At 70.5% G+C, this 26,314-nt stretch carries 21 protein-coding genes and 1 pseudogene; 15 read left to right on the plus strand and 7 right to left on the minus strand.

The features are described from left to right. Window positions 1-65: 65 nt before the first annotated feature. Entirely contained in the window at window positions 66-740 is a 675-nt protein-coding gene (locus AN215_RS13795) for a Crp/Fnr family transcriptional regulator (protein ID WP_028438501.1), read from the minus strand. Between the two features lie 394 nt (window positions 741-1,134). Here AN215_RS13795 and nth point away from each other — a divergent pair, with 394 nt between their 5' ends. The 3 genes from nth (at window position 1,135) to AN215_RS13810 (ending at window position 4,422) form a co-directional block, all read left to right on the plus strand. Beyond that, window positions 1,135-2,283 (plus strand): endonuclease III, encoded by a 1,149-nt coding sequence (nth, locus tag AN215_RS13800; RefSeq protein ID WP_171904185.1) that lies wholly within the window; start codon window positions 1,135-1,137, stop codon window positions 2,281-2,283. Window positions 2,284-2,438: 155 nt separating this feature from the next. Then, a complete protein-coding gene (locus tag AN215_RS13805; RefSeq protein ID WP_070009571.1) occupies window positions 2,439-3,086 on the plus strand; it encodes an NUDIX hydrolase in 648 nt (215 codons plus the stop codon). Between the two features lie 136 nt (window positions 3,087-3,222). Then, a complete protein-coding gene (locus AN215_RS13810; protein ID WP_070009375.1) occupies window positions 3,223-4,422 on the plus strand; it encodes a MarP family serine protease in 1,200 nt (399 codons plus the stop codon). Between the two features lie 430 nt (window positions 4,423-4,852). Here AN215_RS13810 and AN215_RS13815 read toward each other — a convergent pair whose 3' ends face one another. The 3 genes from AN215_RS13815 to acs form a co-directional block, all read right to left on the minus strand. Continuing rightward, window positions 4,853-5,791, minus strand: a complete 939-nt coding sequence (locus tag AN215_RS13815) for an alpha/beta fold hydrolase (protein WP_070009376.1) — start codon at window positions 5,789-5,791, stop codon at window positions 4,853-4,855. Window positions 5,792-5,991: 200 nt separating this feature from the next. Then, window positions 5,992-6,432, minus strand: a complete 441-nt coding sequence (locus AN215_RS13820; protein ID WP_070009377.1) for a phage holin family protein — start codon at window positions 6,430-6,432, stop codon at window positions 5,992-5,994. 357 nt (window positions 6,433-6,789) lie between these two features. Then, window positions 6,790-8,754 (minus strand): acetate--CoA ligase, encoded by a 1,965-nt coding sequence (acs, locus tag AN215_RS13825; protein WP_070009378.1) that lies wholly within the window; start codon window positions 8,752-8,754, stop codon window positions 6,790-6,792. A gap of 377 nt (window positions 8,755-9,131) precedes the next feature. Here acs and AN215_RS13830 point away from each other — a divergent pair, with 377 nt between their 5' ends. Then, window positions 9,132-10,364, plus strand: a complete 1,233-nt coding sequence (locus AN215_RS13830; protein WP_245694436.1) for a polysaccharide deacetylase family protein — start codon at window positions 9,132-9,134, stop codon at window positions 10,362-10,364. Window positions 10,365-10,533: 169 nt separating this feature from the next. Here the strand turns inward: AN215_RS13830 and AN215_RS13835 are convergent, their stop codons facing one another. Further along, a complete protein-coding gene (locus tag AN215_RS13835) occupies window positions 10,534-11,520 on the minus strand; it encodes an ATP-binding protein (protein WP_070009380.1) in 987 nt (328 codons plus the stop codon). A 108-nt stretch (window positions 11,521-11,628) separates the two neighbouring features. Here AN215_RS13835 and AN215_RS13840 point away from each other — a divergent pair, with 108 nt between their 5' ends. Then, window positions 11,629-12,450 (plus strand): Fic family protein, encoded by an 822-nt coding sequence (locus AN215_RS13840; RefSeq protein ID WP_070009381.1) that lies wholly within the window; start codon window positions 11,629-11,631, stop codon window positions 12,448-12,450. Between the two features lie 372 nt (window positions 12,451-12,822). Here the strand turns inward: AN215_RS13840 and AN215_RS13845 are convergent, their stop codons facing one another. Then, entirely contained in the window at window positions 12,823-13,665 is an 843-nt protein-coding gene (locus tag AN215_RS13845; RefSeq protein WP_070009382.1) for an HAD family hydrolase, read from the minus strand. A gap of 452 nt (window positions 13,666-14,117) precedes the next feature. Between AN215_RS13845 and ssd the strand changes: the two genes are divergently transcribed. From ssd to AN215_RS28630, 7 genes and pseudogenes are all read left to right on the plus strand, one after another. Further along, window positions 14,118-15,272, plus strand: a complete 1,155-nt coding sequence (ssd, locus tag AN215_RS13850; protein ID WP_070009383.1) for a septum site-determining protein Ssd — start codon at window positions 14,118-14,120, stop codon at window positions 15,270-15,272. Continuing rightward, entirely contained in the window at window positions 15,269-16,618 is a 1,350-nt protein-coding gene (locus tag AN215_RS13855) for a TadA family conjugal transfer-associated ATPase (protein ID WP_079122960.1), read from the plus strand. The genes ssd and AN215_RS13855 overlap by 4 nt, the downstream gene beginning before the upstream one ends. Window positions 16,619-16,623: 5 nt before the next feature. Beyond that, a complete protein-coding gene (locus tag AN215_RS13860; protein ID WP_070009384.1) occupies window positions 16,624-17,565 on the plus strand; it encodes a type II secretion system F family protein in 942 nt (313 codons plus the stop codon). Then, window positions 17,562-18,395, plus strand: a complete 834-nt coding sequence (locus AN215_RS13865) for a type II secretion system F family protein (protein WP_216093801.1) — start codon at window positions 17,562-17,564, stop codon at window positions 18,393-18,395. Before AN215_RS13860 ends, AN215_RS13865 begins: the two co-directional genes overlap by 4 nt. A gap of 76 nt (window positions 18,396-18,471) precedes the next feature. Beyond that, window positions 18,472-18,717 carry a DUF4244 domain-containing protein gene (locus AN215_RS13870; protein ID WP_070009385.1) on the plus strand — a complete coding sequence of 82 codons (246 nt, stop codon included), beginning with the start codon at window positions 18,472-18,474 and terminating at the stop codon, window positions 18,715-18,717. Then, entirely contained in the window at window positions 18,704-19,069 is a 366-nt protein-coding gene (locus AN215_RS13875; protein WP_070009386.1) for a TadE family type IV pilus minor pilin, read from the plus strand. The genes AN215_RS13870 and AN215_RS13875 overlap by 14 nt, the downstream gene beginning before the upstream one ends. Then, window positions 19,056-19,319, plus strand: a pseudogene (locus AN215_RS28630) (Rv3654c family TadE-like protein); the annotation flags it as partial. The gene AN215_RS13875 and the pseudogene AN215_RS28630, both read left to right, overlap by 14 nt. A gap of 153 nt (window positions 19,320-19,472) precedes the next feature. On the opposite strand, the gene AN215_RS13880 reads toward AN215_RS28630, so the two are convergent. Continuing rightward, window positions 19,473-21,959, minus strand: a complete 2,487-nt coding sequence (locus AN215_RS13880; protein WP_107374332.1) for a DEAD/DEAH box helicase — start codon at window positions 21,957-21,959, stop codon at window positions 19,473-19,475. Window positions 21,960-22,178: 219 nt separating this feature from the next. Between AN215_RS13880 and bldG the strand changes: the two genes are divergently transcribed. From bldG to AN215_RS13895, 3 genes are all read left to right on the plus strand, one after another. Continuing rightward, window positions 22,179-22,520 (plus strand): anti-sigma factor antagonist BldG, encoded by a 342-nt coding sequence (gene bldG / locus AN215_RS13885; protein ID WP_070031165.1) that lies wholly within the window; start codon window positions 22,179-22,181, stop codon window positions 22,518-22,520. Between the two features lie 104 nt (window positions 22,521-22,624). Next, complete coding sequence (locus AN215_RS13890; RefSeq protein ID WP_070009387.1) at window positions 22,625-23,074, plus strand: ATP-binding protein; 450 nt, start codon at window positions 22,625-22,627, stop codon at window positions 23,072-23,074. A gap of 717 nt (window positions 23,075-23,791) precedes the next feature. After that, complete coding sequence (locus AN215_RS13895) at window positions 23,792-26,218, plus strand: sodium-translocating pyrophosphatase (protein ID WP_070009388.1); 2,427 nt, start codon at window positions 23,792-23,794, stop codon at window positions 26,216-26,218. The last annotated feature ends 96 nt before the right edge of the window (window positions 26,219-26,314 follow it).

Genomic DNA, 26,314 nt, shown 5'->3' on the forward strand with positions numbered 1-26,314 from the left:
CCTCCGGGGAGGACGCCCCTCACTGCACAGCGCCGGCGGTCTCGGGCCGGCGGACCTCGGCGGGATCAGCGGCTCCGCTTCGCCAGCCGCTCGATGTCGAGAAGGATCACCGCACGTGCCTCCAGCCGCAGCCAGCCGCGGCCCGCGAAGTCGGCGAGAGCCTTGTTGACGGTCTCGCGCGAGGCGCCGACGAGTTGCGCCAGCTCCTCCTGCGTGAGGTCGTGGACGACGTGGATGCCCTCCTCCGACTGAACGCCGAAGCGGCGCGAGAGGTCGAGCAGCTGCTTCGCCACCCGGCCGGGCACGTCGGAGAAGACGAGGTCGGACATCGAGTCGTTGGTACGGCGCAGCCTGCGTGCGATGGCCCGCAGCAGTGCGGAGGCCACCTCGGGGCGTACGTTCAGCCAGGGCTGGAGGTCGCCGTGGCCCAGGCCGAGCAGCTTCACCTCGGTGAGTGCCGAGGCCGTGGCCGTACGCGGGCCGGGGTCGAAGAGGGAGAGCTCGCCGATGAGCTCGCCGGGGCCGAGCACGGCCAGCATGTTCTCCCGGCCGTCAGGGGAGGTGCGGTGGAGCTTGACCTTCCCTTCGGTCACTACATAGAGACGGTCGCCCGGGTCGCCCTCGTGAAAGAGGGCCTCACTGCGCGCGAGCGTGGTCTCCGACATGGAGGCGCGCAGCTCAGCGGCTTGCTCCTCATCGAGCGCCGCGAAGAGCGGGGCGCGCCGCAGAACGTCGTCCACGAGTTCTCTCCTTGTCGACCTGGCCCAATGGGATCCCCAGGGGCCTCACAAGGCTCCCACGGGCCGAGGGACGGCGTCTCCCCAGGCCCCGAGCCGCCTCGAGTCCGCGGGGCCGAGGGATGGACCTCCCAGGCCCCGAGGGTCGAGGGCTGGGGTCTCCCCAAGCCCGAAGGCCGAAGGGACCTCAATCCCATGATGCCGGACGGTGAAACAGTGCGATCAGTCACAAGTTTGACGCACGCCCCCCGCCCTCCCGAAGGCAGGGGGCCGATTGGGCCGGGAATTGCCTTCGTGCGGGGCGGATGTCAGCGGACCCCTCTACGCTGGCCGGGTGTCGATGACCCAGTGATGGCCCGGTGAGCGCACGCAGAGCGGGACCGGGCGGGTGACCGCGATGGGAGATTCCGCTGTGGGCGAACAGGAGCCCGTCAAGAGGGCAAGCCGGGCAAAGGGGGCGGGCCGTGCGTCCGTTTCCGGCGCGACGGAGGCGACGGCCGGCTCCGGTGAGCCCGTGACGACCACCCCGGCGAAGAAGGCCCCGGCGAGGAAGGCCCCGGCGAAGAAGACGTCCGCGAGCGAGGCCCCCGCGAAGAAGACGGCTGCCGACAAGTCCGCGGCCCGGCCCGCGGGCAAGTCCCCGGGCAAGCCCCCGCGCAGGTCCGCGAAGCCCGAGTCCCGGCTGGCCATGGTCCGCCGCGCCCGCCGTATCAACCGCGAGCTGGGCGAGGTGTACTACTACGCGCACCCCGAGCTCGACTTCGAGAACCCCTTCCAGCTTCTCGTCGCCACTGTCCTCTCAGCCCAGACCACGGACCTCCGGGTCAACCAGACGACTCCCGCCGTCTTCGCCGCCTACCCGACCCCCGAGGACATGGCGGCCGCCGACCCGGAGAAGCTGGAGGAGCTGCTGCGTCCCACCGGCTTCTTCCGTGCGAAGGCCAGGTCCGTGCTCGGGCTGTCGGCGGCGATCCGCGACAGGTTCGGCGGTGAGGTGCCGGGCAACATAAAGGACCTGGTGTCGCTGCCGGGAGTCGGGCGCAAGACCGCCTTCGTCGTCCTGGGCAATGCCTTCGGCGTCCCCGGGCTGACCGTCGACACCCACTTCGGGCGTCTCGTGCGCCGCTGGAAGCTCACCGAGCAGACGGACGCGGACAAGGTCGAGGCCGAGATCGCCGAGATCATCCCCAAGAGCGAGTGGACGATGTTCTCGCACCGGACGATCTTCCACGGCCGCCGCATCTGCCATTCCCGCAAACCTGCCTGCGGAGCCTGCCCCATCGCGGAGCTGTGTCCCTCGTACGGGGAGGGCGAGCTCGACCCGGACAAGGCGAAGAAGCTGCTCAAGTACGAGATGGGCGGGCTGCCGGGCCAGCGTCTCAAGCCCCCGGCCGACTACCCCGGGCGTCCCGCGCCCCCGCTCGGCGGTAGCGGCACCGCTGTCGGCAACGGCACCGGCAACGCGGCCGGTACCGGCAACGCGGCCGGTACCGGCGACGCTGTCGGCGGCGGCGACGCCGAGGGCGCCGACGGGGCCGCCCGGTGAGCCGTCCCCGTACGAATTCCGGCCCGACCCCGAAAGCGGACCCGACCCGGAACCCCGACCTGAACCGCGACCGCGACCTGAACCGCGACCCCGGCCTGAGCCCTGGCCCCGGGCCGGACCCGGCCGGGCACGTCCCCCGCGTCGAGTTCGACGACCTGGGGCTGCCCGGCTGGCTCGCCCCCGTTGCTGGGGCGGCCCGTACGGTCGAACCGCGACAGCTGAGCCGCTTCCTTCCGCCCGAGGACGGCGCGGGCCGGCCCTCCGCCGTGCTCGTACTGTTCGGTGAAGGCCCCCACGGCCCCGAACTCCTGCTGATGGAACGGGCCTCCAGTCTCCGTTCCCACGCGGGCCAGCCCTCCTTCCCCGGTGGCGCCATCGACCCCGAGGACGGCGATCCGGAGCGCGAGGGCCCGTTGCGCGCGGCGTTGCGGGAGGCCGAGGAGGAGACGGGGCTCGACCCGTCCGGCGTGCAGATCTTCGCGACGCTTCCCGCGCTCTACATCCCTGTGAGCGGTTTCGTCGTCACGCCCGTACTGGCCTGGTGGCGGCGCCCGACGCCCGTCGCGCCGGTCGATCCGGGCGAGACGGCACGGGTGTTCACCGTCCCCGTGTCCGAGCTGACCGACCCGGACAACCGCGTGACGGCCGTCCATCCCTCCGGATACATGAGCCCGGCGTTCAGCGTGGGGCCCGCGCTGGTGTGGGGATTCACCGCGGGCGTCATCGACCGGCTGCTGCACTACGCGGGCTGGGAGCGGCCGTGGGACCGGGAGCGGCGCGTCTCGATCGACCGGAAGGCATGAAGCGGAAGCGGGTCCGTGGCCCCGCCTCCCCGCAGCACCCGCTGTCCGCTTCCGTCTCCGCTCCCCCTTCCGCTTCCGGTCGTACGAACCGACCGCGGCGGATGTCCATCTCCTCCCGCATGAGACGGTGGCTCCCGTGAACGTGCTGGACTTCCTGCTCCTGCTTGCCGCCGTCTGGTTCGCCGTCATCGGTTACCGGCAAGGCTTCGTCGTCGGAATCCTGTCCGTGACCGGCTTCCTCGGCGGCGGGCTCGTCGCCGTCCTCGTGCTGCCCCCGCTTTGGAACGGGCTCACGGACGGGACGCCTCCAGGCACGTTCGGCGTGGTGGCGGCGGTCGTCATCGTCATCGTGTGCGCCTCGGTCGGCCAGGCGTTCACCACGCACCTCGGCAACAAGCTGCGGCAGTACATCACCTGGTCGCCGGCGCGAGCCCTGGACGCCACGGGCGGCGCGCTCGTCAACGTGCTGGCGATGCTGCTCGTCGCGTGGCTCATCGGCTCGGCCCTGGCCGGTACGTCGCTGCCGACGCTAAGCAAGGAGGTGCGTAACTCCAGCGTGCTGCTGGGCGTTTCGCGAGTGCTGCCGCCGCAGGCCGACAGCTGGTTCAACGACTTCTCCTCGACGCTCGCGCAGAACGGACTCCCGCAGGTCTTCTCGCCGTTCTCCAACGAGCCGATCAGGGCCGTCCCCGCCCCCGACCCGCAGCTGGCCAGGAGCCCCGTGGCGGCCGAGGCGAGGGACAGCATCGCGAAGGTCGTCGGGAGCGCGACGCGCTGCGGAAAGGTGCTGGAGGGCACGGGCTTCGTCTTCAGCCCGCGGCGTGTGATGACCAACGCCCACGTGGTGGGCGGCGTCAAGGAGCCCACGGTGCAGATCGGCGGCGTCGGCCGCATCCACGACGCGCGGGTCGTCCTCTACGACCCGAAGCGCGACATCGCGGTCCTGGACGTGCCGACGCTGAACGCCCCGTCCCTGGAGTTCGCTTCGGAGGACGCGGGCAGGGGAGACGGCGCGATCGTCGCGGGCTTCCCGGAGAACGGCGGGTTCGATGTGCGCTCCGCGCGCGTACGGGACCGCGTCGGCGCCGACGGCCCGGACATCTACCACCGGGACAGGGTCCGCCGCGACATCTACTCCCTCTACACGACCATCCGCCAGGGCAACTCGGGCGGTCCGCTGCTCACACCTCAAGGCAAGGTCTACGGCGTCATCTTCGCCAAGTCGCTCGACAACTCCCGTACGGGATACGCGCTCACGGCGGACGAGGTGCGCGGCGACGCACGGCGCGGCCGCGTCGCGGAGCGGCAGGCCGACAGCCAGGGTTGTGCGATGTGAGTACGGGGCGTGTGCCCCGTGGCATGCGCAGGCGCAGTCGGGCGGGGGCGCGCGAAGGTTCTCACCCGCCGTCGGTCTCACCCGCCGTCGGCCTCTGCTGTGCGGTGCCTCAGCTGCGCGAGTGCCTCAACCGTGCCCCGACCCAGCGCGCTCTGCGGCTGAGCAGCCGGGGGATTCCGGGCTCGGCGACCTCGCCGAGTCTGTCCGGTCGTAAGCGCCACACACGCTGTCCGGGGATCATCCCCCTCCGCGCGCTGCGGCCACGTGCCAGGTCACGGTAGTCGTGCGTCCAGCCCATACAGCGCACTCTGCCCCGTACCGGAGCCGGTAACCGTCTGACGGGTCATCAAACGGTTATGCGCGCGGCACGTGTTGCCGGTGTTGACGGCGTACGCGGCTGTTCCTCCCGGCGCCATGACCGGGCTCGCCCTCAGCGGTCGGGCTCGGGGTCGTTGAGCCAGCCGATCAGCTCCGCGGAGAACGCCGCCGGGTCCTCCTCGTGCGGCCAGTGGCCGATCCCGTCCAGCAGCCGCCAGCGGTACGGGGCTTCGACGTACTGTCCCGATCCGGCCGAACTGCGCGTGCGCAGCACGGGATCCAGCGCCCCGTGCACCTGCATCGTCGGCACCCGAACGGGCCGCTTCATGCGGCGGTTGAACTGGAAGCCGTCCGGACGCGCCATCGACCGTACGAGCCAGCGGTAGGGCTCCACCGAGCAGTGCGCGGTCGACGGCACGCACATGGCCTGCTCGTACCGAGCGACCGCCTCGTCCACGTCGGGCTGTTCCAGAAGCCGGGGCCCGCCCCACTCCCGTACCAGCTTGCCCACCAACTCGCCGCCTTTGGCGGTGAGTTGACGCTCGGGGACGAACGGCCGCTGAAAGCCCCACACGTACGAACCGGCCGCCGTCTGGCGCATGTCCTTGAGCATCGCCGCCCGCCAGCGCCGCGGGTGGGGCATCGAGGAGACGGCAAGACGCCGTATCAGCTTCGGACGCATCACAGCCGCCGTCCAGGCCAGGTAGCCGCCCAAGTCGTGTCCCACCAGGGCGGCGTCGGGCTCGCCGAGCGAGCGGATGACGCCCGTGACGTCGAGGGCGAGGTTGGCCGGGTCGTAGCCGCGGGGAGTGCGGTCGCTGCCGCCGACACCGCGCAGATCCATCGCCACGGCACGGAACCCGGCGTCCGCAAGCGCTGTCAGCTGATGTCTCCACGTCCACCAGTACTGCGGGAATCCGTGCAGCAGCAGCACAAGAGGTCCGTCACCCATCTCAGCGATGTGGAAGCGGGCCCCGTTCGCGGCGACATCCCGGTGCGTCCAGGGGCCTTCGGGACGGATCAGGTTCGCTGGACCTGCTGGATGGGTCATGTGCCGAGCCTGTCACACTTCCCGACCCGTCAATGCCGCGCTCATGGCGGGCTCGGGGTCCGCCGGGTGCGCGGAACGTCTCGCGGCGGCGGTGCTCACGCCGGGAGCGCCGCTGGTGCGGCAACGGGTGGTCAGGCCGCCACGGCGCCGGCGACCGCAACCGCACTCATGCGGCAGTCACGCTCATGCGGCAGTGACGCTCATGCGGCAGTGGTGCTCTCCGGCTGCTTCGCGGGCCTCGTACGCGGATGCGGCTTGGTCCGCGAAAGCACCGAGGCCGTCTCCTTCGCGGAGGCGATCGACTTCTCCGGGGGCTTGATCCGCTTGAACTTGCGCATCGCGAGCAGCAGAAGGATCAGCGCGAGGACGATGTAGGCGCCGCCGACGATCAGAAACGACCAGGCCAGCCCCAGACCCAGGTTGTGGATTCCGTAGGCCGCGGCGAAGCTCAGCACGGGCAGCGAGAAGAGCAGCAGCACACCGGCGACCGTCGCCGCGCCCCCGCCCACGATCCCCCGCTTCACGTCCTGCCGGATCTCGGCCTTGGCCAGCGCGATCTCGTCGTGCACCAGTCCGGACAACTCGGCGGTGGCCGAGGCGACCAACTGGCCGAGGCTGCGGCCGTCGTCGGCAGAACTCATCGGGTGTCTTCCTCTCTCCGTCTCTCCGCCGGCCCGGGCCGGACCCGGCGGACTGTCGAACCGTGGAACTGTCGAACCGTGGAACTTCGAACCGCGAACCGTTCCTGCTCGCCGGTCCGATCATGCCGGACCATCGTGCGGCACGTGTGCCCAGGAGGCCACAACCGCAAGCGCCGCCGACCGTCCCGTTGTTGACGAAGCGTACGGCCGAGGCCGCCCCGAACGCCGGGAGGGGCACCCGGCGGTGCCGGATGCCCCTCCACGCTTACCGGGCGTCTCTCCCGCGTCCGCGGTGCACGCGGTACGCGCTCGGCCCTGGGCCCTCTCGGTCCTTGGCCCTCTCGAATCTCCCGGTTCTCAGTCCTCGCTCGCCGCGCTCGGCAGCTTGTCCTGGATGAGCTCCATGACGGAGGAGTCGGTCAGCGTGCTGACGTCCCCGAGCGCGCGGTTCTCCGCGACGTCCCGCAGCAGCCGTCGCATGATCTTGCCGGAGCGGGTCTTGGGCAGCTCCGCGACCGGAAGGATCTTCTTCGGCTTGGCGATCGGGCCGAGCTGCTTGGCCACGTGCCCGCGCAGCTCCTCCACCAGCCCCTCGTCCTCGGCGGCGGAGCCGCGCAGGATGACGAACGCGCAGATGGCCTGCGTCGTCTGGGGGTCCGTCGCACCGACGACCGCCGCCTCGGCGACCTTCGGGTGCGAGACGAGCGACGACTCGACCTCCGTGGTGGAGATGTTGTGCCCGGAGACGAGCATGACGTCGTCGACGCGGCCGAGCAGCCAGATGTCGCCGTCGTCGTCCTTCTTGGCGCCGTCACCCGCGAAGTACTTGTTCTCGAACCGCGACCAGTAGGTGTCCAGGAACCGCTGGTCGTCGCCCCAGATGGTGCGCAGCATCGACGGCCACGGCTCGGTGAGCACCATGTAGCCGCCGCCTCCGTCGGGAACCTCGTTGGCGTCGTCGTCGACGACCGTGGCGGAGATGCCCGGCAGCGCCTGCTGCGCCGAGCCCGGCTTGGTCTCGGTGACGCCCGGCAACGGGCTGACCATGACGCCGCCCGTCTCCGTCTGCCACCACGTGTCGACGACGGGCGTGCGGTCACCACCGATGTGGTGGCGGTACCAGACCCACGCCTCCGGGTTGATCGGCTCCCCGACGGAGCCCAGGATCCGCAGCGACGACAGGTCGAACTTGGCCGGGATGTCGTCGCCCCACTTCATGCAGGCGCGGATCGCGGTCGGAGCGGTGTAGAGGAGGGAGACCTTGTACTTCTGGACGATCTCCCACCAGCGGCCCTTGTGCGGGGTGTCGGGCGTGCCTTCGTAGAGCACCTCGGTGGCGCCGTTCGCGAGCGGCCCGTAGACGATGTAGGAGTGGCCGGTGACCCATCCGACGTCGGCCGTGCACCAGTAGACGTCCTTCTCTGGTTTGAGGTCGAAGACGGCGTGGTGCGTCCAGGCGACCTGTGTCAGATAGCCGCCGGTGGTGTGCAGGATGCCCTTGGGCTTACCGGTGGTGCCGGAGGTGTAGAGGATGAAGAGCGGGTGCTCGGCGTCGAAGTCCTGCGGCGTGTGCTGGTCGCTCTGGCGGTCGACGACGTCGTGCCACCACACGTCGCGGCCCTCGGTCCAGTCGATGTCGTCCTGGCCGGTGCGCCTGACGACGAGCACGTTGCGCACCTTGTCGGTGCCCGGCCTGGTCAGCGCCTCGTCGACGGCGGGCTTGAGGGCGCTGGCGCCGCCCTTGCGGTAGCCGCCGTCGGCAGTGATGACGACGCGGGCGTCGGCGTCCTCGATACGGGTGGCCAGCGCGTCGGCGGAGAAGCCGCCGAAGACCACGGAGTGCGGGGCGCCGATACGGGCGCACGCCAGCATCGCCACCACGGTCTCGGGAATCATGGGCAGATAGACGGCGACGCGGTCGCCGGCCTGCACACCCAGTTCGGTCAGGGCGTTCGCCGCCTTGGAGACCTCGCGTTGGAGCTCGGCGTAGGTGAGGCTGCGGGAGTCGCCGGGCTCGCCCTCGAAGTGCAGGGCCACCCGGTCGCCGTTGCCCGCCTCGACGTGGCGGTCCACGCAGTTGTACGCGACGTTGAGCTTGCCGTCCTTGAACCACTTGGCGAACGGCGGGTTGGACCAGTCGAGGGTCTCGGTCGGCTCCTTGCCCCAGCTCAGACGGCGTGCCTGCTCGGCCCAGAAGCCCAGCCGATCAGCCCGCGCCTGCTCGTACGCCTGGGCGGTGACGTTGGCTTCGGCAGCCAGATCGGCGGGCGGCGCGAACCTCCGCTCTTCCTTGAGCAGATTGGCCAGGCTTTCGTTGCTCACGACATCTCCCTTTCCCAGGGTGTCTGTTGTGTCCAGGTCCCAAGGCCCTGATCCTCCCCCGACCTTGGGCTTCGTCCCAGGGTCACGCCCTAGCTCATCAGCCGTTGCGCCCATGTGACAAGAGCTTGCGACGAAATTGGTTTAGACCTGTCACGGGGGTGCCCCGCCGCCGATCGCCCGGGTGTGCCGCGTACGGCCCGTACCCCTGGCGTCGTGCGGAGCGGCCCGGCGAGGAGCACCCCCCGCTGCGCCCGACGGGTGAAGCCGTCACCCCAAGACCCCGCCCGAGTTGCCCGTTATGCCTGAGATGCAACGGTTGACTCACGTACCGGAGTCACTCCGTTACGGAGAGAGATCTACAAGGGCGAGGTGATCCGATGACAGCCACCCGACAGTGGCTCGTGGGCATATCGGCGGCAATGGCGCTCACCACTGTGATGAGCGGCTGCGCCGGCGACACCACGGGAAGCCCGGCAAGCAAGGGCCACCCGGCCCCCGAACAGAAGCCCGAGCAGCAGGCCCGCGTCATCGGGGACGGTTCGACCTCCATAACCGGGCGGCAGCCGAATCAGCCGGCTCCCAGGAAGCTCTCCAAGGGCAAGAAGCCGCCGCAGTTCGTGGTCTTCTCCTGGGACGGAGCCGGGGAGGACGGGAAGAAGCTCTTCTCCCGCTTCCGCAAGGCGGGCAAGCGGTACGGGGCGTCGCAGTCGTTCTTCCTGAGCGGCATATACACGCTCCCCGAGGACAGGGCCCAGCGGTACTCGCCCCCCAACCACGAGGTCGGCGCCTCCGACATCGGCTACCTCAAGGACAAGAACATACGGGCCACCCTGCGCGAAGTACGCAAGGCATGGCTCGAAGGCAACGAGATAGGCACCCACTTCAACGGCCACTTCTGCGGCCCCAGGGGTGTCGGCAGCTGGTCCGTGGACCAGTGGAAGAGCGAGATACGCCAGGCCAAGTGGTTCGTGGAGCACTGGAAGACGACCACGGGCTTCAAGCGTGAGGACCCTCTTCCCTTCGACTACGACAAGGAACTCGTCGGCGGGCGCACCCCCTGCCTCCAGGGCCAGGAGAATCTGGTCCGCGCGGCCCGCGACATGGGATTCCGCTACGACTCCAGCGGCAACGGGACCCAGGTCTGGCCCAAGAAGAAGGGCGGCCTGTGGGATATCCCGCTCCAGGAAGTCCCCATGCCGGGGCGCAAGTTCGAGACCCTGTCCATGGACTACAACTTCCTGGCGAACCAGTCCGGGACCGTCAACGGCCCGCCCGCGAAGCACGCGTCCTACGGGAAACAGATGCGTGACGGCCTGATGCAGGGCTTCGAGCGCGCCTACAAGGGCAACCGTGCGCCGATGATCATCGGCAACCACTTCGAGGACTGGAACGGCGGCGTGTACATGGATGCCGTCGAGCAGGTCATGAAGTCGGTCTGCACGAAGCGCGATGTCCGCTGCGTCTCGTTCAAGCAGCTGGTCGACTGGCTCGACGAGCAGGACCCGAAGGTGCTGGCCAAGATGCGCACACTCGGGGTCGGCGAACGGCCGGAGCGCGGCTGGAAGCCGTTCCTGAAGAACGCGCGGACCACGCGGCTGCTCTCCGACTGACGGGTCGGCTGAGCCGCCGGCGCCCGGCCTGCGGCACGGCTGTGGACGGACGGTGCTTCATCCTCCGTCCACAGTCTGCCCGTTGGCTGCCCGGTCGCGCCTCGGCCGACGGGCTCCCGCCCGCGGTCCGGGCGACCCCCGGCGGTGCGGACTCCCGGGGCCTCGCATCTCATCGGACAGGCTGGGGCACCCGTTCCTCGCCGAGCACGAAACCGGGATCGACCTGGGCGGTCAGATCCGCGCCGGTCTTCTCGTTGCCCCAGCTCTCGGCGTTGCGCAGATGGAAGTGGATCATCTGCCGGGTGTAGCGCTCCCAGTCGCGTGTCTCGTACGCGCCGTCCGCCGCCTCCTGAAGTACCTCCAGCGCCCGGCGGTTGGAGGCTTCCAGCTCCATGAGCGGCCGGGGCCGCCCCTTCTCCATCGCGCGCACCCAGTCGGAGTGGCCGAAGGAGACCAGCAGGTCGTCCCCGGCCTCCTCCCGCAGGAAGTCCAGGTCGTCCTCGCTGTGCACCTTGTTGCCCACGACCGCCAGCGGGACGCCGAAGTCCCGCGCGTACTCCTTGTACTGGCGGTAGACGGAGACGCCCTTACGCGTCGGCTCGGCTACGAGGAACGTCATGTCGAACCGGGTGAACATCCCCGACGCGAAGGAGTCGCTGCCCGCGGTCATGTCGACGACCATGAACTCGTCGCGCTCGTCGACCAGATGGTTCAGGAAGAGCTCCACGGCCCCCGTCTTGGAGTGGTAGCACGCGACACCCAGATCGGCCTCGGTGAAGGGCCCCGTGGCCAGCAGCCGCACATCGTCGCCCTCCAGGGGAAGAGTGCGCGCGCAGGCCTCGTAGACGGGGTTGTCCTCGGTGATCCGCAGCAGGCGCGACCCCTCGCCGGGCGGCGTCGTCTTGATCATCGTCTCGGACGAGGCGATACGCGGATTCGAGCCGCGCAGCCACTCCTTGATCAGCGGAAGCTGCGCACCCATCGAGGGGAGCGCCGCCGCATCGGACTCCGCCATTCCCAGCGCGGCACCGAGGTGCTGATTGATGTCCGCGTCGACCGCGATCACCGGCACGTGCGCTGCGGCCAGCTGACGGATGAACAGTGAGGACAGCGTCGTCTTGCCACTGCCGCCCTTGCCAACGAAAGCGATTTTCATGAACAAGAGCGTAGGGGTGCGGGTGGAGGACGAGCCGGGACGGGCTGGGAATGACCACTCGTTCGTGCGACGGGGGTTGCCGCACGGCCTGCGCGTAGGGTCATCCGCATGAGTAGTACCGCTGATCCCCTGTCTCCCCTGGGGGCGTTGCCCGGCGTCCAGGACGCCGTGGATTCCGTGAGGAAGTCCGTCGACCGGATCTACGGACACCGGGTGATGCGCCGCCGCAGCAGCGAGGTGAGCGCGGAGGCGGCGCTGCGCGGTGCCCGGGCCTCCGCCGCGCTCGAAGGCGCCGACTGGGCGCTGGAGGAGCTGCGCCGGCGCACGGACTTCGGAGACGAAGGCGAGCCCCGTACGGTCGGAGCCGCACTCCGGACGACGGCTGAAGCGGGTCAACTCCTCGACGTATGGGGGCAGTCGCCGCTGCGGGTGCTGGCCCGGCTGCATCTCGTCGCCGCGGGAGGAGCGGGGCCCGGCGGGACGGCCGGCCGGCCGCGGCTCAAGGGCGAGCCGGTGACCGGGCCCGGCCTGGAGAGTCAGCCGCCGGACGCCGACGAGGTCGCGGCGCGGCTGGACGCCCTCGCCCGGATCGTGGTGGACGGCAGCGAGGCGCCCGCACTGGTGCTCGCCTCCGTCGTGCACGGGGAACTGGCCACGCTGCGGCCCTTCGGCTCGTACAACGGCCTCGTGGCGCGTGCCGCCGAGCGGGTCGTCCTGGTCGGCAGCGGTCTCGACCCCAAGTCGATCTGTCCGGCCGAGGTCGGCCAGGCCGAGCAGGGGTGGGACGCGTACGAGCGGGCGCTCGGCGGGTACGCCTCGGGTACGCCAGAGGGCATGGCCGCATGGATCGGGCACTGCGGGACAGCCCTCGAACTCGGTGCGCGTGAGACCACGGCGGTGTGCGAGGCGCTGCAGCGCGGGGCCGCATAGCGCCAGTACGGGAAGAGAGCGCCGCGGGGCGGAACCCGGAGGTGCGGGACTGCGGGACGCAAGGGTGGTGCCACGGGCGCAGAGTTGCGGCGGCACCGTCCTGGACAGTGCCGCCGCTGGCACGGATACCGGGTTACCAGTGCGTGCTCTCATCGTTCCCGTCAGGCCAGGACTTAGCCCGTCTCCTGGCGGGTCAGCCCTTTACGCGGGCTCAGCGTCGCGTGGGTGCCCGGTATTCATGCAAGGCGGTCCGTGGGGCCTTGTGCGTACCGGCGAACTCTCTGTTGCCGGTGGTCTCGCGGGCCGTCAATTCCTTTGTACTGCGCGCTGCCACGATGTGGAACCCCTGGCCTCTGATCTTTACCTTTGCCGTCAAACACGCTCGAACCGGGCACCCCTGCGCTGGCTCGTGTACCAGACCAGTCCGGCGGTGGCGGCGGCCGCTCCCACCGCGGCCGCCGCGATGGCCAGCGCCGGCCGGGACGGCATGGACAGGCTGGGAATGCGCTCCTTGAGCCGGACGGGGCGGGAGAACGTCAGGACGGGCCAGTCGCGGCCGAGCGCCTCCTTGCGCAGGGCCCGGTCCGGATTGACCGCGCAGGGATTGCCGACCGCCTCCAGCATGGGGATGTCGGTGACCGAGTCGCTGTAGGCGTAACACCGGCTCAGGTCATAGCCCTCGGACTCCGCGAGCGAAGCGATCGCCTCCGCCTTGGCCGGGCCGTAGGCGTAGTACTCGATCTCGCCCGAGTAGCAGCCGTCCTCGACGACCATCCGGGTCGCCACCACGCGGTCCGCACCGATCAACTCGCCGATCGGCTCGACGACTTCGGCGCCCGAGGTCGAGACGATGACGACGTCGCGCCCGGCGAGGTGGTGCTCCTCGATGAGGGATGCCGCCTCGTCGTAGATGATGGGGTCGATGAGGTCGTGGATCGTCTCCGCGACGATGTCCTTCACCTGCTCCACGTTCCACCCGCGGCAGAGGGCGGAGAGATACTCGCGCATCCGCTCCATCTGATCGTGGTCCGCGCCCCCGAGGAGATATACGAACTGGGCGTAGGCAGTGCGGAGTACCGCACGGCGATTGATCAGGCCACCCTGGTAGAAGGATCTGCCGAAGGCGAGCGTGCTCGACTTCGCAATGACCGTCTTGTCCAGATCGAAGAACGCGGCTGTGCGGCGCATCGCTAGGTTTTCCACGAAGCCGAGCATAGGCGCCAACCATTCGGCGTAAGCTGGGGCGCGTGGGTTTGCCTGAGAAGGCCCTCGGGTACACCATGGAAGTCACGGATCGTTCGCGACCGTGCTAACCCGGCCCGACTCCTCCCCCCCCGAGTCGGCCCTGGGGACGACCCCCGCTCTCCCCCCCGGCGGGGGTCGTCGCATGTCCAAGGCCCTTTCCGCCTTTCAGTGATCATCCTTCGCCTCCTCGGCGATCTTCGAGGGCTCATCATCCCGCGCATCCGCTTCGTAACTGAGTGTAATCGACGGACTGCTCTCCGGGAGTCGCCAAGATGGGTGACGGAGTTATTCACAACCAAGGGTCTGTCCACAGTTTTGACCCATGATCACCAAGCTTTTCGCGTTCACCGCACAGTGATTCCCGACAGGGCCCGCAAGCGTTTGCGGGAGTGAGCCTGTGAACCGCGAAGGGGGTCCGGAACGTGGCCGAAACCATTCTGATTGTCACCGAAGACGAAGAACTCCTTGACGATCTGCTGAGACTGTGTGCGGCTGCCGGGGCAGAAGCGGAAGTTGTGCACGGAGCGCCGCATGACCGGATGTCATGGGCGGGATGGAGCGGCGCGAAGGCATGGGAGAAGGCTCCGCTGGTCCTCGTCGGTGACGACTGCGCGGGCGCCCACGGGTTCGGAGGCTCCCCCGGCCCGGACCTGTCCGGAATCCTGCGCAGGGCGGGCGTGCTGCTCGTCGGCAAGGACCTGGACGACCCCGGTGTCTGGGAGCGCGGCGCCCGCATCGGAGCCGAGGGCGTCGTCATGCTGCCCGATGCCGAGAGCTGGCTCGCGGGCCGTATCGCCGATGCGTCGGAGTGCGTCGGCCGTCCCGCCCTGACGGTCGGAGTCCTCGGCGGGCGCGGCGGCGCCGGTGCATCGACGCTGGCCTGCGCCCTGGCCGTCACGGCCGCACGGGAGGGACAGCGCACGATGCTCGTCGACGGAGACGCCCTCGGCGGCGGTCTCGACGTGCTGCTCGGCGGAGAACGGACGGAGGGACTGCGATGGCCGGCGTTCGCGGAGTCGCGGGGGCGGGTCGGCGGCGGTGCGCTCGAGGAATCACTGCCGAGACTGCACGACTTGAGCGTGCTCAGCTGGGACCGGGGGGACTCCGTGCTGATCCCCGCGGACGCGATGAAGTCCGTGCTCTCCGCCGCGCGTCGGCGCGGTGGCGTGGTCGTCGTAGACCTGCCGAGGCGTGTGGACGAGACGGTCGCCGAGGCCCTCGCGCAGACGGATCTCGGGCTGCTGCTGGTGCCCGCGGAGTTGCGTGCCGTGGCTGCGGCGCACCGGGTCGCCTCGCGTACGCAGATGGTGCTGCGTGACCTGAGGGCCGTCGTGCGGACGCCAGGCGGCCCCGGCGGTTCGCGGGGCTACGGACCCGGGCTTGACGAGGGCGAGGTCGCGAGACTCCTGCGTCTTCCGCTCGCCGGCGAACTCCCATGGGAGCCAGGGCTGTTGGAGGCGGCGGAGCGCGGAGTGCCGCCGGGCACGCGTACGAGCGGGGTGCTGGCCCGCTTCTGCCGGGACTTCTGGGCGCAGGCGCTGAGTGGCGGAGTGAGCGGCGGGGGTGTCTCCGTATGAGCGCGAGGCAGAGGCCGGTGGCGAGCGGACACGGTTCGGGAGCGGACGCCGAACCGGGTGTAGGCCCGGCGTCGGCGGGCTCCGGCGCGGTCACCGCCGCCGCACGGGAGCGGACCCTGCTCGACGCGGTGCGCAGGAGGCTCGCCGAGACGGAAGCCGAGCCCACGCCGGCGCGGGTGGCGGCGGCGCTGCGCGCGCATGGGCGGCTGCTGGGTGACAGCGCTGTGCTGGGCGTGGTTGAGGCCCTGCGCTCGGAGATGGTGGGCACCGGCCCGCTGGAGCCGTTGCTGGCGGAGCCGGACGTCACAGACGTGCTGGTCACCCGTCCGGACGAGGTGTGGGTCGACCGCGGCAAGGGCCTGGAGCGTACCGATGTGCGCTTCCCTGACGCGGCATCGGTGCGGCGGCTGGCCCAGCGGCTCGCCACCTCGGCGGGGCGGCGGCTGGACGATGCGAGGCCATGGGTGGACGCCCGGCTCCCGGACGGCACGCGGCTGCATGCCGTGCTTCCGCCCGTGGCAGTGGGGTCGACGTGCCTTTCGCTGAGGGTGGTGCGCCACAAGGCGTTCAGCCTCCGTGAGCTGGCCGACGCGGGGACCGTCCCGCCGGGCGGCGAGCGGCTGCTGCGGGCGGTGCTGGAGTCGAGGCTCTCGTTCATGATCAGTGGCGGTACGGGCTCGGGGAAGACGACCCTGCTGAGTTCGCTGCTGGGGCTCGTGGGCCCGGAGGAACGGATCGTCCTCGCCGAGGACTCGGCCGAACTCCGCCCCGACCACCCCCATGTCGTACGTCTTGAGGCGCGGCCCGCGAACCAGGAGGGCGCGGGGCGGGTCGCCCTGGACGATCTGGTGCGCCAGGCGCTGCGCATGCGTCCGGACCGGCTGGTCGTCGGCGAGGTCCGCGGAGCGGAAGTGACCGATCTCCTGGCGGCGTTGAACACCGGGCACGAGGGCGGCTGCGGCACCGTGCACGCGAATGCCGCCGGCGATGTTCCCGCACGGCTGGAGGCTCTCGGCACGACGGCGGGGCTGGACAGGATCGCTCTCCACAGTCAGCTGGCCGCGGCACTCGATGTGCTGGTGCACCTGGTCCGGGACTCGTCCGGGAATCGGCGCATCGCGGAGATCCATGTGCTGGCGAGGGACCGGGAGGGGCTTGTCACAACCGTTCCGGCGGTTGCCTGGGGCGAGTGCGGATTCGTGGAGAAGCGCGGTGCGGCGCGGCTGTGGGAGATGTGCGGCCGGGGCCGGAGCGGCCTCGGTCACGGAGGAGAGAGGCAGCGGGGGCCCGCCCCTCCCGCATGCGCGGTGGATCTCGGCGCCACGCGGCAGGAGGGATCGCGGTGACGGGGATGGTGGGGCATTCGGTGGCGGGTGCCGAGTCGGCGCCGATGTACGCGGCGATGGTGTGCGCGGGCGCGGCGGCCTGGCTGATGGCGGGCGGTGACGACGGGGTCCGCCGGGCACGGTTGCTGCTGGCCGGGGCGGGCCAGGCAGCGGAGCCGGGTCCGAGGCTGCCTTTGAGGCCGACCGGATTCGTCGCGTTCTTACGCGGGCGGTTCGGAGGGCCGGGCGTACACGCGTGGTGGTGTGCGCTGGGCGGTGCGTTCCTGGGTCTGGTGGGGGAGTCCTGGCTTCCTCCGGCGGCGGGGGCCGTCGCGGTTCCGGTCGTACGGAGCCGGCTGCGCAAGCGGGAGCGCGGCAGGGCGAAGGAGCGCAGGGCCACGGCCGTGGTGGAGCTGTGCGGTGCCGTCTCGGGTGAACTGCGCGCGGGGAGACACCCGGACCGGGCTCTGCTGTCGGCGGGAGGCATCGCGCTTAGGGAGCTGGGGGACGGCGGCGCCGCGGTGCTGGCCGCGGCGCGGTTCGGCGGCGACGTCCCAGGCGCGATGCGGGAGGCGGCACGAAGTCCCGGTGCGGAGGGGCTGCGTGGCGTCGCGGCCTGCTGGCAGGTGGCCGTCGAGGGAGGCGCGGGCCTGGCCGCGGGTCTCGACAAGGTCGCCGACGCCTTGCGCGCGGAGCGGGACGGACGTGAGGAGTTGCGGTCGCTGCTGGCGGGGCCCCGGTCGACGGCCGTCGTGCTCGCGCTGCTTCCGGCGTTCGGGCTCGTGCTCGGTACGGCGATGGGCGCCGCGCCGGTACGGGTGCTGCTGCACAGCCAGGCCGGCCTGATCTGCCTCGTCGTCGGAGGGCTCCTGGAGTGGGCGGGCATCGCATGGGTCGCCAGGATCGTACGGACGGCGGAGGGGCGCCGTGAGGCACCTGAGGTGGAGCGCCGGGAGGAGCGGACATGAGCGTCGGAGGCTCCTCCGGCCTCGTCGGCTGGACGTTGATGTGGACGACCCTGCTCGGAAGCGCGGGGTGCGCGGCGGCTTCCTCGTGGGAGTCGTGGCGCGGACGCGGCGTGCGCCACCGGACGCGGGCCCTGCTGGCACAACCCGAGCCCGCACGTACGGGAGGGAAGTGGCGCCGCGTCCTCGCGGACGGGGTCAGGTGGCCGGCCCGCAGGTTCGGCCGCCGGAGGCTGCGTGAGGCGGCAGCGGCGCTGGGGGTGGGCGCGTTCGTAGCGGTCGTCGTCGGCGGCGCCGCGGGGTGGCTCCTCGCCTGTGTGGGTGCGTACGGCGTCCGGTGGTGGATGCGCCGCAGGGCAGCGGACGAGGCCGGAGCGGAAGAGCGGGCCGCAGCCCGCGCTGCCGCCGAACAGCTGCCGCTGGCCGCCGAGTTGATAGCGGCGTGCCTGGCTGCGGGGTCGGGCCCGGCACAGGCGTCCGATGCCGTCGGCCGGTCGCTGGGCGGGCCGCTCGGGACACGCCTGATCCGTACGGCCACCGAGTTGCGGCTCGGAGCCGAACCGGCCGCGGCATGGGCGCACTTCGCCTCCCTGCCGGGCAGCGAAGGCTTCGTCCGCTGCATGGAGCGTGCCGGTACGGCGGGAGCCCCGGCCGTGGACCAGGTGACGCGGCTGACCCGGGAGCTTCGGGCCCGCCGCGCGCGCGACGCGTCCGCCCGCGCCCGGCGGGCGGCGGTCCTGGTGACCGGGCCGCTGGGGCTCTGCTTCCTGCCGGCCTTCCTGGCGGTCGGGGTGGCCCCAGTGGTGCTCGGGCTCGCGCGCTCGCTGCTGTGAGACAGGCCGTCGAGCCCCAGAGGAACGGCCCAGAGGAACAGCTCAGAAGTACGAACGAACGACAACAGGGGGATCCATGTCCGGGAAGTCTTGTCAGGCCGCGTGCACCGCGCTCAGCGCGCCGGCGAACGCCTTCCGCCGCCGACTGCGCCGTACCGGCGGCCAGTTGACGTCCGACGCGGGGATGAGCACCGCGGAGTACGCGGTCGGCACAGTCGCCGCGTGCGGCTTCGCCGCGGTGCTCTACAAGGTTGTGACCAGCGGTTCGGTCAGCGCCGGTATGCGACAGCTGATCGAAAGGGCGCTCGATGCCCAGTTCTGACGGCGGCTATGTGACTGCCGAGACCGCGGTGGTGATTCCGGCCCTCGTCCTGCTCTTCGGAATGCTGCTGTGGGGTGAGTTGGCCGCTGCGGCACATATTCAGTGCGTCGACGGGGCGAGGGCGGGCGCGCGTGCCGCGGCGCGCGGCGAGGAGGAGGCGGCGGTGCGCTCCGCCGTGCGGTCGGCGGCACCCCGCGGAGCCGCCGTGGAGACGGTCAGGGAAGGGGAGTTGGTGCGTGTCCGCGTACGCGCACGCACCGCCGGCCCGGGGCCGCTGACCCTCGGGCTCAGCGCCGAAGCGGTGGCCATGGCCGAAGAGCGAACGGGAGGTCTGGCGCATGCCGGGCGGTGACCGGGGGTCAGCCACGGTGTGGGCGGCCCTGAGCGGGGTGGTGCTGTGCGGAGCCCTGGCCGTCGTGCTGGGCCTCGGCCAGGCCGTCTCGGCACGTCACCGTGCGGGAGGGGCGGCCGACCTGTCGGCGTTGGCGGCCGCCGACAGGGCCCTCGAAGGACGGGCCAGGGCCTGTGCCGCCGCCGCCGAGGTCGCCCGTGCCCAGGACGCCCGGCTGGTGCGGTGCGCTGTGTCCGGCGAGATCGCGGACGTCTCCGCACAGGTGCGGTTCGGGCCGTATGCGCCCACGGTCCGGGCCCGTGCGGGACCGCCCGCGGCAGAGCGGGGCCTTGATGCCGCTGCTGCCGGCGCCGCCGGTTCTCTCGCAGCGGCGGGACCCGTACGTACGACGGTGCCGGGGCGTTCAGGTGGCGGAGGCCAGCAGCTCCGTCAGGAGACGGACCGCTCCGCGCTTGTGCAGGGGATCGTTCCCGTTGCCGCACTTGGGCGACTGGATGCACGAGGGGCATCCGGCCTCGCACTCGCAGGCTGCGACGGCGTCCCGGGTGGCGGTGAGCCACTCCCGCGCCGTACGGAAGGCCCGCTCGGCGAAGCCCGCACCGCCCGGCTGTCCGTCGTAGACGAAGACGGTCGGCAGCAGAGTGTCGGGATGCAGCGCGATGGAGACTCCGCCGATGTCCCAGCGGTCGCATGTGGCGAAGAGCGGCAGCAGACCGATGGCCGCGTGCTCGGCGGCGTGCAGCGCACCGGGCAGCACCGAGGGTTCGATCGCCGCGGCCTCCAGCTGGTCCTCGGAGAGCGTCCACCAGACGGCACGGGTGCGCAGGGTCCGCGGGGGAAGGTCGAGCTTGGTCTCGCCCATGACCTCGCCCGTGATGATGCGCCGCCGCAGATAGGAGACAACCTGGTTGGTCACCTCGACGGTGCCGTAGCACAACCGGGCTTCGCCCCAGGGGATTTCCTCGTCCGTCTCGAGCACGGAGACGGACGTGGTGTCCCTGGCCATCGTCGTCCACGGGGGTGTGGCTTCCTCCACGAGAGCCACGGCGTTCTCGAGGTCGAAGTCCCTGACCACATACGTGCGCCCCTGATGCAGGTGCACGGCGCCTTCGTGGACGGTGGAATGAGCCGCTCCCGCGTCCACCGTGCCCAGGAGCCTGCCGGTGCCGTCCTCGACCACCTGGACGGGCGTGCCGCCCGAGCCGCGGATGTCGGCGAGGTCGCAAGCCCGTTCCTTGAGAGTCCAGTACCAGGACGCTCCGCGCCGGCGAAGGAGCTTGCGCTCCTCCAACTGGCGCAGGAGGCCGGCGAAGCCGGGGCCGAAGAGCTCCGAGTCGGCCTCCTGGAGCGGAATCTCGGCAGCGGCGGCACACAGATGGGGAGCCAGGACATACGGGTTGTCCGGGTCGAGGACGGTCGACTCGACCGGTGCACGGAAGAGCGAATCGGGGTGGTGCACGAGATACGTGTCGAGCGGATCGTCGCGGGCGACGAGGACGGCGAGCGCGCCCTCCCCAGTGCGTCCCGCGCGCCCGGCCTGCTGCCACACCGACGCCCGTGTGCCCGGATAGCCGGTGATGAGCACCGCGTCGAGACCTGAGACGTCGACACCGAGTTCGAGCGCGTTCGTGGCGGCGAGGCCGAGGAGTTCGCCGGTGTGCAGGCTGCGTTCGAGGGCGCGGCGTTCCTCCGGCAGGTAGCCGCCCCGGTACGCCGCCACGCGGCCGCTCAGTGAACGGTCCACGGCAGCGAGCCGGTCCTGCGCGATGAGGGAGATGAGTTCCGCGCCGCGCCGGGAGCGTACGAAAGCGACGGTGCGTACGCCCTGGACGGCCAGGTCCGTGAGCAGTTCCGCGGACTCGGCGGTGGCGGTGCGTCTCACCGGTGCGCCGCGTTCGCCCTCCAGGTCCGTCAGCGGCGGCTCCCACAGAGCGAAGACCAACTCGCCCCGTGGAGAGGCGTCTTCGGTCACCTCCGCCACGGGCACCCCGGTCAGGCGGGTTGCGGCCTCGCCCGGATCGGCGGCGGTCGCCGAGGCGAGGAGGAAGACGGGGTCGGAGCCGTAGCGCGCACACACGCGGCGCAGCCTCCGTATGACCTGGGCGACGTGGGACCCGAAAACCCCGCGGTAGGTGTGGCATTCGTCGATGACGACATAGCGCAGCGAGCGCAGGAAGGAGGCCCAGCGCGCGTGGGCCGGGAGTATCCCGCGGTGCAGCATGTCCGGGTTGGTGAGGACGTAGTTGGAGAAGACCCGCACCCATTCGCGCTCCTCGACGGGTGTGTCCCCGTCGAAGACAGCAGGACGCACGGAAGTGCCCAGAGGTGCTGCCACCTCGGCGACAGCCCGGCGCTGGTCCGCGGCGAGTGCCTTGGTCGGGGCGAGATACAGGGCGGTGTTCCCGCGTCCGCCCTGTCCGCCCCGTCCGCCCTGGGGCACCGTCCCGCTCCTGGCCCCCGCCGGGGCCCGTGTTTCGCCCCGAGCTGCGCCTGCGCCGCTGCCGGAATCACCGCCGGCCTCGCCCGTACGGTCGGCACCTCCGCTCGCGGAGCCCTCGGCCCCGCCGTCCGCACCGTCGAGGAGCGCGCTCAGAACCGGCAGGAGATACGAGAGGGACTTGCCCGAGGCGGTCCCTGTGGCAATGATCACTGACTCCCCGCGCAGCGCGTGCCGGGCAGCGCGTGCCTGATGCTCCCAGAGCCGCTCGACACCGGATTCCCTTACGGCGTCGACCACTTCAGGCCGGATCTGCTCGGGCCAAGCGGCATGGCGACCGATTCGTGGGGGCAAGTGCTCCGTATGAGTGATACGCGCAGCCCTGCCTTCCCCGGCGGTGAGTTGGGCGAGCACCGTACGGGGAGCGCTGTCCGAGACCTTGCGGGAGGGCACAGCAGGTGAGCGTACGCTCGTGCCGGCCGGACGAGGTCGGCCGGCCGCGGGCACCGGAGGTGTCTCCGGCGCGACGCACAAAGACAGCAAGGCGTCGTGCGTGCAGGCCGGTAAGTGATTGAATGCTTCTGCGGCTGCCGATCCGCCTGCTGTCCCGGCCTCTCTCGGCCGGGATGTATCAGTTGGTGGACGACTCGATAGCAAGGTGCTGGAGGATCCGTGGACCTGTCCCTGTCGACCCGGACCGTCGGCGATCGGACGATCGGCGAGGTCGGTGGCGAGATTGATGTATACACCGCGCCCAAGCTGCGCGAGCAGCTGGTCGAGCTTGTGAACGACGGGAGTTACCACCTCGTGGTGGACATGGAAGGCGTGGACTTCCTGGACTCCACCGGGCTCGGTGTGCTCGTCGGCGGGCTCAAGCGGGTGCGTGCCCACGAGGGCTCGCTGCGTCTGGTGTGCAACCAGGAGCGCATTCTCAAGATCTTCCGTATCACCGGTCTGACCAAGGTGTTCCCGATCCACGGGTCCGTGGACGAGGCCGTCGCGGCGACCGACTGAAGTCCGCGCGCAAGCGGACCGGATACCGGAACGACGTCGGAGGTGCCGGGCCCATGGAGCCCGGCACCCGGGAATGTGTTCAAGGCAAGTTCGAGGGGGATGGCATGGCCATCGTGGAACTCCGATTCAGCGCCCTGCCGGAGCATGTGCGTACGGCGAGGCTGGTGGCTGCCGCGGTCGCGCGGCGAGCAGGGGTGGACGAGGCTGTGCTCGACGAGGTCCGGCTCGCGGTGGGCGAGGCGTGTTCGCGCGCCGTCGGGCTGCACGTGCTCCACGGCGTCGAGAACCCTGTGCGCGTGGCGCTGATCGAGGAGGAGAAGAAGTTCTCCATCGAAGTCGGTGACGCAACCCCGACGGCGGCCGCCGTACAAGCCGCCGCCGGCCCCGAGGCCTCCGCTCCGCCCGCTGGTTCGGCCGACGACGAGGAGGCCGAGAGCGACATGGGCCTCGCGGTGATCAGCGGCCTCGTCGACGACGTCGAAGTGACCGCCGACGAGAACGGCGGACTGATCCGCATGAGTTGGCCTGTGACGCCGGAGCCGGTGCTGCCCTGACGGCGGCCCGGGCTCGCCGTCGGGGCGCCCCAGGGGGCGGGCCGGACTCCGGACCGGGTGGGCCGTCCAGCTGTTCCGCTGAGCTGAAACAGGCACCGGGATCAGTTGGTCAAGCCCCGGAAGGCCCGGCTCAAGCTCCGTAAGGCCGCCGGACCGCCGCCGAACCGCCTCGGCCCGCCTCCGAACCGGCTCCCGGCGCCCACCCCTGGGTCGCCCTTGGAAGCAGGGCGCGGAAGCAGCCTCGCCGCGGCGCGCAGACCCCGGTCACACATCCTCGTCCCACGGCACCAACAGCGCTCTGACCAGGTACGCCCGGGTGCGACGGAGATCCACTGCCGAAGCGGTAGCAAGATGTTGCGGGATCTTCATCAAGCGGCTCGGGTTGCCTCACGCGCCACATGAGCCCCATCCGCACCGGCCCGGCACCGGCTGCCACCCCGGCGCACGGAAGCAATTCCTGAACTGATTTGATGTGAAAAATGGGGCCTGCGCGGCTGCCGCTGCGATCATTTTTTACAGCGTCAGCTTTTTTGTAAAGCTACCTCGTACGAGCGAATTCCGCACACGAACTCCATTTGATCTCCGCTGTTGAAGGCGGATCGGCGAAACGGTGCACTGTTTTGTTCTGGAGCTGATCCCTACAATCCGTCCACATCTTTGCAAGCAGGAGCCGGCCACCGAACCGCGCGCCCCTGCGCCAAGCGTCAAGGAGGACGAATGGCGGGGCACCTCAGCCCATCCCAGAACCACCAGCACCTCGCTGATGCCATGCTGACCACTGGCAATCGCGGTCTCGTCATCGTGATCGCGCTGGTCGCACTGGCAGCTCTCGGCGTCGCCGTCGTGCTGGTCCGTCAAGTACTCGCCGCGAGCGAGGGCACCGACAGCATGAAGAAGATCGCTGCTGCCGTGCAGGAAGGCGCGAACGCCTATCTTGCCCGCCAGTTGCGCACACTCGGCATTTTCGCCGTAGTGGTCTTCTTCCTGTTGTTCTTGTTGCCTGCCGATGACATGAACCAGCGTGTAGGACGTTCGTTGTTCTTCCTGGTCGGCGCCGGATTCTCCGCCGCCACCGGCTATATCGGCATGTGGCTCGCGGTGCGCAGCAACGTACGCGTGGCTGCGGCCGCTCGTGAGGCCACCCCCGAGGACGGGGGGCCCGCTGCTGATCTGACCAAGGTCTCGCACAAGGCCATGAAGATCGCCTTCCGTACGGGCGGCGTCGTCGGCATGTTCACCGTCGGACTCGGCCTGCTGGGTGCGGCCTGCGTCGTGCTCGTCTACGCCGCGGACGCGCCCAAGGTGCTGGAGGGCTTCGGCCTCGGTGCCGCGCTGATCGCGATGTTCATGCGTGTCGGGGGCGGCATCTTCACCAAGGCCGCGGACGTCGGTGCCGACCTCGTCGGCAAGGTCGAGCAGGGCATCCCGGAGGACGACCCGCGTAATGCCGCGACCATCGCGGACAACGTCGGCGACAACGTCGGCGACTGCGCGGGCATGGCAGCGGACCTCTTCGAGTCCTACGCCGTGACGCTGGTCGCGGCGCTCATCCTGGGCACTGCCGTCTTCGGCAACGACGGGCTCACCTTCCCGCTGATCGTCCCGGCGATCGGCGTGATCACGGCCATGATCGGTGTGTTCGCGGTGGCACCGCGCACCAAGGACCGCAGCGGCATGACGGCGATCAACCGCGGCTTCTTCATCTCCGCGGTGATCTCCCTGGTCCTGGTCGCGATCGCGGCGTACACGTATCTCCCCTCCAGCTACGCCGACTTGAAGGGCGTGGCCGGAAGCGATGCGCAGGAGATCCTCGGTCACACCGGGGACCCGCGGGTGCTGGCAGTCGTCGCCGTCGCCATCGGCATCGTGCTCGCCGCGGTGATCCAGCAGCTGACGGGCTACTTCACCGAGACCAACCGCAAGCCCGTACGGGACATCGGCAGGACGTCGCTGACCGGTCCGGCCACGGTCATCCTCTCGGGCATCTCCATCGGTCTGGAGTCGGCCGTCTACACGGCGATTCTCATCGGGCTGAGCGTCTACGGCGCGTTCCTCCTCGGAGGCGGCACCGTGATGCTGGCGCTCTTCGCCGTGGCCCTCGCGGGCACCGGTCTGCTGACCACGGTCGGCGTCATCGTCGCCATGGACACCTTCGGTCCGGTCTCCGACAACGCGCAGGGCATCGCGGAGATGTCCGGTGACGTCGAGGGTGCGGGCGCCCAGGTGCTCACCGACCTCGACGCGGTGGGCAACACCACCAAGGCGATCACCAAGGGCATCGCCATCGCCACGGCCGTGCTCGCCGCGGCGGCGCTGTTCGGTTCGTACCGTACGGAGCTCGTCCACGCGCTCAGCGAGGCGGGGGAGAGCAGCGGCAAGATGCTGCAGCTCCTTGACATCGCGCAGCCCAGCACGCTGGTCGGGCTGATGCTCGGCGCGGCCGTCGTCTTCCTCTTCTCCGGGTTGGCGATCAACGCGGTGTCGCGGTCGGCGGGCGCGGTGGTCTACGAGGTCCGCCGGCAGTTCCGTGAGAAGCCCGGGATCATGGACCACACGGAGAAGCCGGAGTACGGACGCGTCGTCGACATCTGCACGAAGGACGCTCTGCGGGAGCTGACGACGCCCGGTCTGCTGGCCGTGATGTCGCCGATCCTGGTGGGCTTCACCTTCGGCGCCGGTGCTCTGGCGGCGTTCCTGGCCGGCGCGATCGGTGCGGGCACGCTGATGGCCGTCTTCCTGGCCAACTCCGGTGGTGCGTGGGACAACGCCAAGAAGCTCGTCGAGGACGGGCATCACGGCGGCAAGGGCGGCGAGGCCCACGAGGCCACCATCATCGGCGACACGGTCGGCGACCCGTTCAAGGACACCGCGGGCCCGGCCATCAACCCGTTGCTGAAGGTGATGAACCTGGTGGCGCTGCTCATCGCCCCCGCGGTCATCCAGTTCTCCTACGGTGACGACGCGAGCACCGGCGTACGCGCCGTCGTCGCGCTGATCTCCGCAGGAGTCGTCATCGGTGCCGTCTACATCTCGAAGCGGCGCGGGATCGCCATGAGCGACACCGACGCCGAGAACGGGAACGGCGACGCCGGCAACGAGACCGAACGCACGGCGAAGCCGAGCGATCCCGTCGCGGCCTCATGAGGGCCTGACAGGTCACATTGCATCAACAGAAGGGCGGACAGGGCGCGTTGGCGTCCTGTCCGCCCCACTGTTGTCTGTGGGGCACCACACAGGTCG

It is taken from the genome of Streptomyces abyssalis, assembly GCF_001751365.1.
Lineage (GTDB): Bacteria > Actinomycetota > Actinomycetes > Streptomycetales > Streptomycetaceae > Streptomyces > Streptomyces abyssalis.